This is a genomic window from Enterococcus sp. DIV1314a, assembly GCF_051713805.1.
Lineage (GTDB): Bacteria > Bacillota > Bacilli > Lactobacillales > Enterococcaceae > Enterococcus_I > Enterococcus_I aquimarinus.
Genome location: NZ_JBIOQP010000001.1, coordinates 928285 through 942872, shown reverse-complemented (window position 1 = coordinate 942872; position 14588 = coordinate 928285). Strand labels below are relative to the sequence as shown.

The window sequence follows — 14588 nt, the reverse complement described above, 5'->3', positions numbered from 1 at the left end:
GCCGATGAATAAAAAAAGATATGAACAAATCAATGAGACTCTTTACGAAGAGGTTTTAGCGAATGGATTAAAAGTCTATATTTTACCAAAAAAAGATTTCCATAAAACATATGGTTTATTTAGTACTAATTATGGTTCAATTGATAATGTTTTTGGTTATAAAGGAGAATCTTTAAAAACGGTCCCAGATGGTATTGCTCACTTTTTAGAGCATAAATTATTTGAAAAAGAAGACGGCGATATCTTTCAAAAATTTGGCGAGCAAGGCGCTTCGGCGAATGCTTTTACGAGTTTTACACGGACAAGTTATTTGTTTTCAGCAACCGATCAAGTCAAAGAAAATTTACTTACATTACTGGATTTTGTGCAAGAACCGTATTTTACGCCTGAAACAGTCGAAAAAGAAAAAGGGATTATTGGCCAAGAAATTCAAATGTATCAAGATGATCCAGTTTGGCGTCAATTTTTTGGAATTTTAAATAATCTGTATCCAAAACACCCAATACATATTGATATTGCCGGAACAGTTGAAAGTATTGATCAAATCACCGCCGATGATTTGTATACTTGTTATGAAACTTTTTATCACCCAAGCAATATGACGCTGTTTATTGTTGGGGATGTCAATCCTGAAGAAGTTTTAGAGTGGATCCAAGTGAACCAAGCTGGCAAAAAATTCTCGGAAACAAAAGAAATCATCCGCGAATTCCCTGTTGAAACGGCGGCAGAAATCATTCCTTTTTCTGCCATCCAGATGCCCGTGAACCGACCAAAAGCCGTTTTAGGTATTCGCGGTTTTCAGGAACAATTACCATCTAATGCCAAAGATCAACTTATTTTTCGCACAGGAATCAATCTCTTGCTTGAAATGTTACTAGGAAATACGAGTCATAATTATTTGCAGCTATATCAATCAGGCGTCATTGATGACACCTTTGGCTTTGAATTTTCTTTTGATCGTGGTTTTCATTTTGCTGACTTCTCAACGGATACGAATGAACCAGATCGATTTACAGAAAGCATTCAAAAAATTCTGTTAAATTTTCGTGATGATTCAGAAGTGAATGAAAAGAATTTTACTTTGCTAAAGAAAAAAATGCTTGGAAAATATTTTCAATCACTAAACTCCTTAGAATATATTGCCAATCAATTCACCCAAGACCTTTTTGGCGATTATACGTTATTTGATTTGCCGCAACTCATTCAAGAAATGACATTAGCAGACTGTCTAATAGCCGGCGAACAATTTATTCAAAACAAAGCATTTAGTCGATTCTACTTAGAGCCATTAAAAAAAGAAGTTTAAATTTTTTTCATGGATGGCGAAAACCGCTTTATTAACGTGGGTTTTATGTTATTCTAGATAAAGTTAAATTTAGTTATAGACTGGAGAAGATGGACGAGTGGGCAACGAACTTTTAATTGGCGATAACCTTCGTCAAGCTCGATTAAATAAAAATATTAGCCTAGATGAATTACAGCAAAAAACGAAAATTCAAAAGCGTTATTTAGAAGCGATTGAAAAAGGCACATTTGACTTACTACCAGGCGATTACTATGTCCGGACGTTTATTCGCCAATATGCTGAAGTCGTAGGTGTAAATGGCGATCGATTGGTCGCTATCTATGATGGGGAAGCTTCCTTTGGCGATCCATTGCCTAAAAGAGAAAAACCTGAAACGGTTCAAGGATCGCGTTCAAGTAATAGTACGAAGCAGAAGCGAAAGAAAAATTGGGTCGATTATTTACCCACGGTTTTAATTGGCTTAATTGCAATGACGATTTTAACCATTGTGGCGTATCTTTCGATTCAAAATAATGCTCAGAATCCTATTATTGGGAGTCCGTCATCGATTGATGTTCGGAATGAAATCACCACGGAGACGACCACCGAAGACAGTACTGAAGAAACAGATAGTACACAGTCGACTGAAACAACGACGACAAGTGAGACCCAAGAAAAAGAAGAAATGGTCATTAAAACGACGCATCAAACGCAACAAGATGTTACCGTTGCGATTGAACAAGCACAATCACCCTTAGAACTAACCTTTATAGGCCTAGATGGACGCTGTTGGGTAGGTGTGATGGTTAACGGTGAATATGTCTTGCAATACACGTTAGAACCCGGAGACAGCCAAAGTGTGACTTTGCCAGAAGGAGCAACTCAAGCAAACATTGTCTTAGGTGCCAGCGCCAATGTGGATATGAAAGCAAACGGAGAATTGATTCCTTTCAAAGAAGGAACGATGCCTCTTTTACAAAAAAATATGACATTAACCGTTTCTTATGCGATGAATCGTTAAACGAATACGTGTCTAAGAAGCAAGAAAGGAGGACGAAAATTGAATTTACCGAATCAACTAACCGTGTTAAGAATTTTGATGATTCCGATTTTCGTTGTGATATTAGTTGCACCATTTGATTTGGGAACGTTAGCCATTGCGGGAGTTAGTTTACCGATTACACATCTACTTGCAGCGATTATTTTTGCAGTAGCAAGTGTGACAGATTGGTTGGATGGCTATATTGCTAGAGCGCGCCATTTAGTAACTAATTTTGGAAAATTTGCTGATCCCTTAGCGGATAAAATGCTAGTCATGACAGCATTTGTTTTATTAGTCGACTTAGGGATGGTTCCAGGCTGGATTGTAGCTGTCATTATTTGTCGGGAACTAGCAGTGACGGGGTTACGATTATTATTAGTAGAAGACGGCGAGGTCATGGCTGCAGCTTGGCCAGGAAAAATCAAAACAGCGACTCAAATGCTAGCGATTATTTTACTATTAATTCAAAATGTGCCATTTTCAATGCTAGGAATTCCAGTCGATCAAATCATGTTATATATTTGTTTAATTGCAACGGTGTATTCCGGTGTCGATTATTTTGCTAAAAATACGGCCGTTTTTAAAGGCTCTATGTAATGAAAAAAACAGGAAGGGTACGTGAGCGTATTTTTCCTGTTTTTGCCTTTTAAAAAAAAAGAATGAAAAAAAGAAGTATCTTATGAATAGGAGCGAACGTGATGAAAGCAGAAATTATTGCAGTCGGAACAGAAATTTTACTCGGTCAAATTGTGAACACTAATGCGACCTTTATTGCACAAGAATTAGCCAAACTTGGCATTGAAGTCTATCATCAAAGCGTGGTTGGCGACAACGGAGGACGTTTAGCTCAATCCTTGTCGATAGCAGAAAAGAGAAGTGATTTAATTGTCTTATGTGGAGGATTGGGACCAACACCTGATGATTTGACGAAGCAAGTGACGGCTAAACATGTCGGCGAAACGCTTGTTCAAAATCCAATTGGTCAAGAAAAACTACGTCATTTTTTCGAGAAAAGAAATACCGCGATGACCGAAAATAATTTGTTGCAAACCTTGGTCTTTCAAAACGGTGAAGCGTTACAAAATCCAACGGGTCTAGCCATTGGCATTTTTTACACAGATAGAGAGACAAAAAGTCATTACCTCCTTTTACCGGGTCCACCAAAAGAGTTAATCCCGATGTTTCAGCAACATGTCGTGCCATTATTACAGGAAAGATTTCCCCAAAAGGAAAAACTATATTCACGAGTATTACGTTTTTATGGAATTGGGGAGTCGCGTTTAGTAACGGAATTAGCCGATTTAATTGAGCAACAGGTCAATCCAACCATTGCATCTTACGCTAAACAAAACGAAGTAACCTTACGCTTAACTGTCAAAACGGCGCAAGAACCGGTAGGGCAACGATTGCTCGACCAACTTGAAGAGATTATTTTAAAGCGAGTCGGTCAATTTTTTTATGGCTACGGAGAAGAAAACAGTTTAGCCAAAGTGGTCGTGCAACGACTGAAATCAAATGACGAACGAGTAACGGCGGCTGAAAGTTTGACAGGTGGACATTTTCAAGCGATGTTAAGTACAATACCCGGAGTATCTTCGGTATTTCCTGGTGGTTTCGTGACTTACTCAACCCAAACAAAGAGTGATTTTTTACAAATTCCCATGGATTTATTAGAAACGTATGGCACGGTTAGTCAAGAATGTGTTGAAGCGATGGCAGCTCAAAGTTTAAAACTAGCGCAAACCGATTATAGTCTTGCTTTTACGGGTGTGGCGGGTCCTGATTCCTTAGAAGGTCAAGAGGTTGGGACTGTTTGGATTGCTTTAGCGACAAAAAATCAAGGCGTAGTAAGTCACTGTTATCATTTTGAAAGTCATCGAGAAGGCATTCAAGCGAGTGCTGTAATGGCCGGTTTAGGAATGCTTTATCAAGCACTGGAAAAATAAACGCGAATGTTTGTTCGGTTTTTCTTGCTTTTTTGAATAATAAAAGCTATGATATAGATACAAAATGAATGTGATGAAACTTTAAAATCGAGAAAAACGTTAGATTGTTCCATTTACTAACATAAGGAGGATTTACAACGTGGCAGATGATCGTAAAGCAGCTTTAGATGCTGCTCTTAAAAAGATAGAAAAGAATTTTGGAAAAGGTTCTGTAATGAAATTAGGCGAGAAAGCGGATCAACGAATTTCGACTGTTCCTAGTGGTTCTTTAGCGCTTGACGTGGCATTAGGAGTTGGAGGATACCCGCGTGGACGGATTGTAGAAGTCTATGGTCCTGAGAGTTCTGGTAAAACAACCGTTGCTCTTCATGCTGTCGCAGAAGTACAAAAAAACGGCGGAACAGCTGCTTTTATTGATGCTGAACATGCCCTAGATCCTCAATACGCTGAAAAATTAGGCGTAAATATTGATGAATTATTGCTATCACAACCTGATACGGGAGAACAAGGTTTAGAGATTGCAGATGCACTTGTCTCAAGTGGAGCAGTCGACATTATTGTAATTGACTCTGTCGCAGCCTTAGTACCGCGTGCTGAAATAGATGGTGAGATGGGCGATTCTCATATTGGCCTACAAGCCCGTTTAATGTCCCAAGCACTTCGTAAATTATCCGGTACGATTAATAAAACTAAAACAATCGCCATCTTTATTAACCAAATTCGTGAAAAAGTAGGCGTCATGTTTGGTAATCCAGAAATCACACCTGGAGGTCGGGCTTTAAAATTTTACGCGACTGTTCGTTTAGAAGTCCGTCGTGCTGAACAATTAAAATCAGGCACGGATATTATCGGTAACCGTACAAAAATTAAAGTTGTTAAAAATAAAGTTGCGCCACCATTCAAAGTCGCAGAAGTCGATATTATGTACGGTGAAGGAATATCTCAAGTTGGAGAACTATTAGATATGGCCGCTGAAAAAGATATTATTGATAAAAGTGGTGCTTGGTATTCTTACAAAGGGGATCGAATTGGTCAAGGTCGTGAAAATGTCAAAAATCATATGTTAGCTCATCCTGAAATGGTCGCTGAAGTTTCAGCGCGTGTCCGCGATGCCTATGGTATTGGTACCGGTGAGACATTAGTTGAAGAAGAAGTAATTCTTGATTTGCCAGAAATCGATTCAGAAAAATAAAATGTATATTTATTAAACTCCTCAAAGTGATTTGAGGAGTTTTTTTATAAAATAAAAAACCGATGAATCTTAACCGTTTGAAGTGGAATGCCCTTTTTTTAAGTGTCAAGCGAAAGGTAAAATGTCCTAAACCTTAGGCTCACATTAATGCAAGCTTTTCCTTCGTAAAAACTTGCATTAATGTGACCGTATTTGGTAAAATGAGTGTTAAGCTGCTCGTTCAGCTTCGTATTCTTCGAGTGTTTTTCCGATGCTGCGAAGATATCTTTTGAAAGACTCTAGTTTCCACGGGTGAGATTGTGGGGGAATATACTGGCGTCTTTCTTTTTTTTGCTCTGGAATCGGGTCAAACTCTGTTGAATAGGCGTCATGTTCTTTCAGTCTCCTTGTTGTGTATATTTTTTCAGCGATATTTACATAGATTTCGCCGTTAAACGCTTCGATAACGAGGGCTTTTGATCCGCGTGTAAAGTACTGATCTTCGCTACCCTCCGTCGGTAAATAGTAGTTATTTTGATACCGAATGTGATGTCCACTATCGATTTTTCTATTTGCGACTCGTGCTAATAATAAATTCATCTCTGATTTCGTAGGTGCCTTCTCATAGATTGATTCCTTCGTCTTATTACCAAACTTCCTATTAAATGATTGAATCCATTTTGTTAAAAAATGATTGGCTTCCTCAATAGATTGGATCCCTGCTAATTCTAAATCTACAGGAAGTCGTGATTGAACCGTGCCGTTTAATCGTTCTACACGGCCTTTCGCTTGTGGAATAGAGGAGGTACGAATGTCAATACCGAGTTGATGGCAGGCAAAACCAAATTGCGTGAAGGTATCTTCCTCAACGACTTTCTTGGTTTTGGATTGATAGTCAAAAACGGTTCGTTTATCGGTTAAAAAAGCTAAAGGAATCCCTCGGTTACGGAGGATCTGATGGAGCACATGATAATAGCCATTGAGCGTTTCTTGCGTGTCGAAATACCCACCAACAATATCCCCAGAAGCGTCATCAATCGCTAAGTGAAGATGGGTGACGTCGTTCCCGAACCAATTGTATGAACTGGCATCCATTTGAATCAGCTCTCCTTGGTATTTTTTCCTAGAGCGGCTAGGATGGATTTTTTCGGGTGAAGCCAGTTGATCTTCGGCTCTTGGAAGCAGTGGATTATCAAGCTTTGTCTTTGCTTTCATTGATTGCGCTTTGATTCGAGCTTTTATTTTTTTTCGTGTCTTTCTTTGTGTTTTAGGTGAGATAATATTCGCTAGGTATAAAATATTTCGAATCGTTGTATCGGTGTAACAGATCGCATAATCCTCCTTTAATATTTCAGTAAAGTGCTTCACATTCGGTTTTATATTAAACTGTTGATAAAGCCCAATGATTTGTTTTTTTACATTCTCTGGTACGGCGTGTATCTGTTTTTTTCCTCTATTGCCGTGTGAAAAAACAGCCTTTCCTCCTTCTTGATATTTTCGAATTAATCGATTGACTTGCCTGATCGAGAGATCTAGTTCAACACAAGCTCTCTTCTTATCTTTTCTTTTTTCTGCGACCGCTTTTATTACGTTATATTTTTTATCTTCATTCATTGTTAGTATTATCCTTTTCATGGTTTGATTTTATCACGAAGGGACATTTTATGCTTCGACTACATTAAGACATTATCATGTTCGAACGATATTTGAAGTGGAATGCCCTTTTTTTAAGTTGACACTTCCTAGGATAAACATTAGAATAAAACTGTGTATTATACACATATGCAAGTAGGCATCTTGATAATTGATTTATTTTGGTTTTTATCAAAAAACTACAAATTGTTTAAAAATAAAAAAGATGGTATGGAGGTGATTCACCAATGGAACTCAACATTCTCCTCGCTATCATCGGTTTAATTGTCGGTCTTGGTTTAGGGTTAATGTATGCGAAGAAAGATCGAGCGCGTCGTGAACAAGAACTACTTGTTGCAAATAAGACAGCAGAAGCAATTGTCCTAACTGCCGAACGAGATGCAGAAACCTTGAAAAAAGAAGCGTTACTAGAAGCTAAAGAAGAAAATCAAAAATACCGGTCAGAAATTGAAGGCGAGTTGAAAGAAAATAAACTCGAATTAAAGTCACAAGAAAACCGCTTATTACAAAAAGAACAATTACTTGATCGTAAAGATGATTCTTTAGATAAACGTGAACAATCACTAGTGAAAAAAGAAGCGAAACTTAGTGACCAGCAACAATTAATCAATGAGCGAGAAAAGCAAATCGAAGAAATTATCGAAGAACAAAAAAGCGAGTTAGCCAAAATCGCAGCGTTATCAAAAGAAGAAGCAAAAGATATCATCATGCAAGAAACAGAAAAAGAACTAAGTCATGAATTAACAATCATGGTAAGAGAATCAGAGAAGAAGGCAAAAGAAGAGGCTGATCGCAAAGCCAAAAACTTACTTTCTCTCGCAATCCAACGCAGTGCTGCGGACCAAGTCTCTGAAACCACTGTTTCCGTTGTGACATTACCCAATGATGAAATGAAAGGCCGCATCATTGGTCGTGAAGGGCGCAACATTCGTACACTTGAAACATTAACAGGAATTGATTTAATTATCGACGATACGCCAGAAGCAGTCGTGTTATCTGGATTTGATCCAATTCGTCGTGAAATTGCACGAATGACCTTAGAAAAACTGATTCAAGATGGCCGAATCCATCCTGCTCGAATTGAAGAAACCGTTGAAAAAGCGCGCAAAGACATGGACGAGCGGATTCGTGAGTATGGGGAACAAGCAGCTTTTGAAGTAGGCGCCCATACATTACATCCGGATTTAATTAAGATTATTGGTCGATTGCGTTTCCGAACAAGCTATGGTCAAAATGTCTTAAGACATTCAATCGAAGTCGCTAAATTAACGGGAGTTTTAGCAGCTGAGTTAGGTGAAGATGTTACCTTAGCAAAACGGGCTGGTTTACTGCATGATATCGGGAAAGCTCTCGATCATGAAGTCGAAGGTTCGCACGTACAAATTGGCGCAGAGCTTGCGGCAAAATACAAAGAAAATAAAACAGTTATCAACGCAATTGCTTCTCACCATGGTGATACGGAAGCAACATCGATTATTTCAGTCTTAGTAGCAGCTGCCGATGCTTTATCTGCAGCCCGACCAGGTGCCCGCAGTGAGTCTTTAGAAAATTATATTAAACGACTACAAAACTTAGAAGCGATTTCGAATAGTTTTGCTGGGGTGGATTATAGTTTTGCGGTTCAGGCCGGACGTGAAGTTCGCGTGATGGTGAAACCAACTGAAATTACGGACTTAGATGCCGTTCGCTTAGTCCGTGATATCCGTAAGAAGATCGAAGATGAACTTGATTATCCTGGGAATATTAAAGTAACTGTGATTCGTGAAACACGCGCAACAGATTACGCGAAATAAGAAACGTAAGATTTTTAAGGTTTAATCGAAGAAATAAAAAAGTGTTGATGAGTGAGACTTATATCACTCGTCAATACTTTTTTTGTTCTCGTTTGTTATTTTGTAATCATATCTTAATAGAAAAGAAATAAGCTTTTTACAACAGTTTCATGTAGAATGAAAGTAATGAACCAATGTGCTGTAAAAAGGGGGGAAAGGGCATGACATCATCGATTTATATCCATCTGGATACGACGAGTAATATTGTTTTAACACAAGGAATTAATGCAGGGGATTTTCATCGAGGGATCGTCCATCCTCCTAAAAATATCTTATTATTGAATCCTAGTAGTGAGCTAGGAGAATTTGAGAATCATACGACGATGAAAATTATCCGTGGAGAAGCCGCTGTTAGTCAATTTTTACAAAATTTATCTAAAAATCGGCTCCTACTAGAAAATAAATGGATTGATTTCACCGATCTAGCGATGCTGAAAGAATTAACCCCGTTAGAAATTTCCGAACTCTTATATTTTGGGCATATGAAGACCCATTTATACTCGCCATTTTTTTATAAATTGCAAAATAATTTTGTGTATTTTGATTTAGAAAACGGCTTGAACCGGACGTATTATCGTTATTTAGATGAGTTTTATCGTATTTTAGCATCGAAAATAACTCATATTGCGTTGGAACGATTAAATGATCGACGCTCTTTTTTTCGGAAGGCCCAACCGGTAAGTAAAGTGAATAGCGAAATCTTAAAACCATTAAAAGAGGCGATGAAAGAAGGTATTTTCTTTTCATTTGAACATGCGAATACCGAAAATGGCGAATTTTTGATTCCTATTTATTTCGTAGATGAAACGCCACAATTAAATCGCGCCCTCATTAAGAATGAAGAAGAGCAATTCCTGGGCTATTTAATTTACAATCAAGATCGTCAAACATGGCGTTTGAAAGTCGAAGATCAATTGTTTGGTTTTTCAACAAAAAATACGCTAATTTCATAAAAAAACTCTGCAAACCATGATGGCTTACAGAGTTTTTTGAATTATCCATTCATTTTTTGTTCAAGTTGAACGGATGAATCGACTAAAAATAATCGTGGCATCACTTTATATAACAGAACAATCGCTATACTAGTCACAATTCCTGTTGCTAGGCCACTAAGACCATTCATTGTCAATGAAAAAATTACCGGTGACATGCCCCATAAGGCATACTGGCCCCAAAAAATCCAACCGGCTACAAAGTGCCAAAAAAATCGCGTAAATGCACTCACTAAACTTGCTAATATTAAGATATGGATGGTTTGATTGGTCCGTCCTTCACGAATCGCTTGATGAAGCCTGTAAGCAAAAAGACCAGCAAAACCGGCAAACAAATACGCTAATAAATATTCAATGAGTACTTGCGGGACACTTAAAAAATAAACTTGACCTAATGGGAAATGTAAAATCCCCCAAACAAAGCTAGCTAATAAAGCTGGCTTCAATCCACGACGTAATGCGTAGACCACAATTGGAATTTGTCCGAGTGAAATCGTAAAACTCGCTCCAATATTCGTTGGAATGAACGACAATACCATCGCAAGTGCGGCGATAATAGTGCCTTCCACCATCATTCTTGTTTTTCCGTGTATCAAAAAAAGCCCTCCTTTTCGAATCATCACAATTCACAAAGGAGAAGCATAATATCTATACTTCAACTCGACACAATTCCTACGTTCGCATAACCGAAACAGGTACGAAGGGTTTAGAGTAAGACTCATTCTCAGCGCATTGGCTCCCCTTTGTGATCAGATTCTATTTAATTTTTATTACAAAACTATCATAGCATAATTTCTGAAAATGACCAGGAAAATGCTTTCTTTTGTTCTGTGGAAAATGTCGTTACTTGCATCAAGCGATAAAATCTAAAAAAAAAGGCGTGTTTGATTGACAATTAGTAAAAATTTCAAGACAATAAAGGATAGATCTTACAGATGTACTCTCTCGAATTGCTCTAGCAATGAGAGAGAGTTTTGTTTGTGACGATGAATCAAATCGAATAAAGGAGCTCTTATTTATGATAAAAAATTTACTCAAGTATGTGGGAGAGTATAAAAAAGAAGCCTTGCTCACCCCATTTTTTGTGACATTAGAGGTGATTCTTGATGTCATTATCCCGTTACTGATGGCGATGATTGTCGACCGCGGTATTACCGGAAAAAGTCAAACAGATATTCTGTGGATCGGGAGCGCCCTGATTTTGTGTGCGATTTTAGCGCTAATTTTTGGAATGCTTTCCGCGCGCTACGCAGCAACGGCTTCCGCGGGATTTGCTAAAAATATTCGACAACAAGTCTTTGAGAATATTCAACAATTCTCTTTTGCGAATATTGATCGTTTTTCTACTTCTAGTTTAGTCACGCGCTTGACGACTGACATTACCAATGTCCAAAATGCTTTTCAGATGACCATTCGAATTTTAGTCCGTAGTCCACTTTTGTTTATCTTTTCCATCTTAATGGCTTTTCGACTAAATGATCAGTTAGCTTTGACGTTTTTATTTATCATTCCTTTTTTAGCGTTAGGTTTATTTTTAATTATTAAATTTGCCCATCCGGCATTTAAACAAGTGTTTCGGATTTACGATCACTTAAATCAAGTAGTTCAAGAAAACTTGCAAGGCATTCGTATTGTGAAGTCTTACGTAAAAGAAGAGCATGAAGTTCAAAAATTTACCGACGTCTCCAGTACGATTTATCGCGCCTTCTCAAAAGCGGAGCGCATTGTGGCCTTTAACCAACCAGTGATGCAAATCGCGATTTATACGTGTCTACTCTTAATTTCTTGGATTGGAGCACATTTGATTGTTGCAGGATCCCTTACAACGGGTGAGTTGATGAGTATGTTCATGTATGTGATGCAAATTTTAGTTGCCTTGAATATGATGTCGATGGTCTTTGTGATGCTAATCATCTCACGCCCCTCTGCCGAACGAATCCTTGAAGTTTTGGATGAAAAAAGTGATTTAACCGATTCAAGCAATCCGCTGACAACCATTACCGATGGCTCGGTTGAATTTATAAATGTTGATTTTAGTTATACTGATGATAAAGAGAAACTTGTTTTAAAACAAGCCAATTTCCAGATTCAATCTGGTCAAACGGTAGGGATTATTGGTGGTACTGGTAGCGGGAAAACGAGTTTAATTCAACTCATTCCTCGTTTGTACGATGTGACGAGCGGCCAAGTAAAAGTTGGAGGACAAGACGTTAAAGACTATTCGATAGAGGCTTTACGTGATAGTGTCTCTGTCGTCTTACAAAATAATGTCCTTTTTTCAGGAACGATTAAAGAAAATTTACGCTGGGGGAATGAGCAAGCAACCGATCAAGAGTTGATTGAAGCATGTCAGTTAGCCCAAGCCGATGAATTTATTCAACGTTTTCCAAATGGGTATGATACGTATATTGAACAAGGGGGATCGAATGTTTCAGGGGGACAAAAACAACGTCTCACGATTGCACGAGCGCTCCTTAAAAAACCAAAGATCTTAATCTTAGATGATTCCACGAGTGCCGTCGATACGAAAACCGATGCACTCATCCAACAAGCTTTTTATCAAACGATTCCAGATACGACCAAAATTATTATCGCCCAACGCATTACCTCGGTGGAACAAGCCGATCTGGTGATTGTGATGGAAGAAGGCAAAATCAATGGTGTTGGGACACCGGCTGAAATGTTGGCAACGAACCAAATTTATCAAGAAGTTTACCAATCGCAACAGAAAGGATTTGGTGCGGTCCATGAATAAAACGGAACATAAAAAAACAGCGCAATTAAAAACGTTAATGCGTTTAATGAATTATTTAATCAAAGATTACCCGTGGCAATTAGTAATCGTTTTAATCTGCATCTTGATTACAGCTTTTGCAACGGTTCAAGGGTCGCTTTTCTTACAAGTCGTCATTGATGATCATGTTACGCCGTTACTTGCTGCAAGTGGTGCGCCCGATTTTTCTGGTCTATTAAAAGCGGTCTTGATTATGGGACTGATTTATTTATTAGGGGTGCTGACTTCGATTACTTTTAATCAATTAATGGTAACCATCTCCCAAGGGACACAAAAGAAAATTCGAGATGAACTCTTCGCTCATATGGAAACCTTACCGTTGGCGTATTTTGATACGCATTCAAAAGGTGATGTCATGAGTCATTATACCAATGATATTGATACGTTGCGTCAAATGTTGTCTCAAAGTGCGCCGCAGCTCATGCAAGCAATCGTCACGCTAGTCAGTGTGTTTGTCGCGATGTTGTCAGTTAGTTTTCCGTTGACTGTTTTCGTATTATTTTCGGTAAGTCTGATGGGACTGACGATTCGGACGTTGAGTCAACTCAGCGGTCGCTATTTTAAAGGGCAACAAGAAGCCTTAGGGGAAGTGAATGGTTACATTGAAGAAATGATGCATGGTCAAAAAGTCATTAAAGTCTTTAACCATGAGAGGGTCGTGATTGAAGAGTTTACGGAACTAAACGACCGATTAGCGGAAAATACAACAAAAGCAAATCGTTATGCCAATATTTTAATGCCTGTCATGATGAATTTATTAAATATCCAATATGTGCTAATTGCCATTGTTGGAGGTCTCTTAAGTATCAATGGCGTAGGCGCGTTAACCATTGGTGGCATTGCTGCCTTTTTACAACTAAGCCGTTCACTTAACATGCCGGTGAGTCAAATTTCTCAGCAAATCAATTTTATTATTATGGCTCTAGCCGGAGCCGATCGTATTTTTACACTCATGGATGAGCCTTCCGAAGTCGACAACGGGACGGTTTCCTTGGTTAACGTGGAGTATCTTGAGGGTGAAATCAAAGAATGTAGCGCGCAAACGAATCATTGGGCGTGGAAACAAGCGACACCCGAAGGTACTTTTCGCTATATTCCATTAACAGGAGATGTTCGTTTTGAAAAAGTAGATTTTTCGTATACGCCAGATAAAAAAATTCTACAAGAAATTTCACTCTTTGCAAAACCTGGGCAAAAAATTGCTTTTGTCGGAGCTACGGGTGCTGGAAAAACAACCATTATTAATTTAATTAATCGTTTTTACGATATCGATCAAGGTGAAATTTTATATGATGGCATCAATATTCAAGATATCAAAAAAGAATCGCTCCGTCGCTCGCTAGGAATTGTCTTGCAAGATACCCACCTCTTTACCGGTACGATCCGGGATAACATCCGCTATAGTAAACTCGATGCGACAGATGAAGAAGTGGAAGCAGCTGCGAAACTGGCTAATGCGGATTACTTTATTTCTCATCTTCCTCAGGGCTACGATACGGTCATTACAGGCGATGGGGGAAGTCTTTCTCAAGGGCAACGTCAACTCTTATCCATTGCGCGTGCCGCCATTGTGGATCCGCCAGTGATGGTATTAGATGAGGCGACCTCAAGCATTGATACGCGGACGGAACGTATCGTTCAAAATGGGATGGATGCGTTAATGAAAGGTCGTACGGTTTTTGTTATCGCCCATCGTTTATCGACGATTCAAAATTCCGATGTGATTATCGTCTTAGATCAAGGCGCCATCATCGAGCGTGGCGATCACGAAGAGCTGTTAGCGAAAAAAGGCACTTACTACCAATTAGCTACGGGTCAACTCGAACTAGATTAAAAATAATTAAAAAAATAGTCCGACTCTTTAAAAGAGTGG

11 protein-coding genes and 1 riboswitch are annotated in these 14588 nt (G+C 38.6%); of the genes, 9 read left to right on the top strand and 2 right to left on the bottom strand.

Annotated elements, in window-relative coordinates; translation table 11 throughout:
• The first annotated feature begins 4 nt into the window (after positions 1-4).
• The 5 genes from yfmH to recA all read left to right on the top strand — a co-directional run bounded on the left by yfmH (position 5) and on the right by recA (position 5465).
• Positions 5-1306 (top strand): EF-P 5-aminopentanol modification-associated protein YfmH, encoded by a 1302-nt coding sequence (gene yfmH / locus IGI68_RS04575; RefSeq protein ID WP_438730867.1) that lies wholly within the window; start codon positions 5-7, stop codon positions 1304-1306.
• Positions 1307-1403: 97 nt separating this feature from the next.
• A complete protein-coding gene (locus IGI68_RS04570) occupies positions 1404-2306 on the top strand; it encodes a helix-turn-helix domain-containing protein (protein WP_071874557.1) in 903 nt (300 codons plus the stop codon).
• A 39-nt stretch (positions 2307-2345) separates the two neighbouring features.
• A complete protein-coding gene (pgsA, locus tag IGI68_RS04565) occupies positions 2346-2924 on the top strand; it encodes a CDP-diacylglycerol--glycerol-3-phosphate 3-phosphatidyltransferase (RefSeq protein WP_071874558.1) in 579 nt (192 codons plus the stop codon).
• Between the two features lie 101 nt (positions 2925-3025).
• Positions 3026-4273, top strand: coding sequence for a competence/damage-inducible protein A (locus IGI68_RS04560; protein WP_438730863.1), 1248 nt, complete (start codon positions 3026-3028; stop codon positions 4271-4273).
• Positions 4274-4412: 139 nt separating this feature from the next.
• On the top strand, positions 4413-5465 hold the full coding sequence (recA, locus tag IGI68_RS04555) for a recombinase RecA (RefSeq protein WP_071874560.1): 1053 nt from the start codon (positions 4413-4415) through the stop codon (positions 5463-5465).
• 207 nt (positions 5466-5672) lie between these two features.
• On the opposite strand, the gene IGI68_RS04550 is transcribed toward recA, so the two are convergent.
• A complete protein-coding gene (locus tag IGI68_RS04550) occupies positions 5673-7058 on the bottom strand; it encodes an ISNCY family transposase (RefSeq protein ID WP_438730860.1) in 1386 nt (461 codons plus the stop codon).
• 266 nt (positions 7059-7324) lie between these two features.
• Here IGI68_RS04550 and rny point away from each other — a divergent pair, with 266 nt between their 5' ends.
• Together rny and IGI68_RS04540 are read left to right on the top strand one after the other, a co-directional pair.
• Complete coding sequence (gene rny, locus IGI68_RS04545) at positions 7325-8890, top strand: ribonuclease Y (RefSeq protein WP_071874561.1); 1566 nt, start codon at positions 7325-7327, stop codon at positions 8888-8890.
• A 200-nt stretch (positions 8891-9090) separates the two neighbouring features.
• The gene (locus IGI68_RS04540; RefSeq protein ID WP_071874562.1) at positions 9091-9882 is read left to right on the top strand and encodes a hypothetical protein; all 792 of its coding nucleotides are present in this window, start codon (positions 9091-9093) and stop codon (positions 9880-9882) included.
• 41 nt (positions 9883-9923) lie between these two features.
• Here IGI68_RS04540 and thiT read toward each other — a convergent pair whose 3' ends face one another.
• Positions 9924-10514, bottom strand: a complete 591-nt coding sequence (gene thiT / locus IGI68_RS04535; RefSeq protein WP_438733210.1) for an energy-coupled thiamine transporter ThiT — start codon at positions 10512-10514, stop codon at positions 9924-9926.
• Positions 10515-10573: 59 nt separating this feature from the next.
• Positions 10574-10674: riboswitch (TPP riboswitch) on the bottom strand.
• A gap of 265 nt (positions 10675-10939) precedes the next feature.
• Between thiT and IGI68_RS04530 the strand changes: the two genes are divergently transcribed.
• On the top strand, positions 10940-12676 hold the full coding sequence (locus IGI68_RS04530) for an ABC transporter ATP-binding protein (protein WP_071874564.1): 1737 nt from the start codon (positions 10940-10942) through the stop codon (positions 12674-12676).
• Positions 12669-14549 (top strand): ABC transporter ATP-binding protein, encoded by a 1881-nt coding sequence (locus IGI68_RS04525; protein ID WP_438730854.1) that lies wholly within the window; start codon positions 12669-12671, stop codon positions 14547-14549. The genes IGI68_RS04530 and IGI68_RS04525 overlap by 8 nt, the downstream gene beginning before the upstream one ends.
• The last annotated feature ends 39 nt before the right edge of the window (positions 14550-14588 follow it).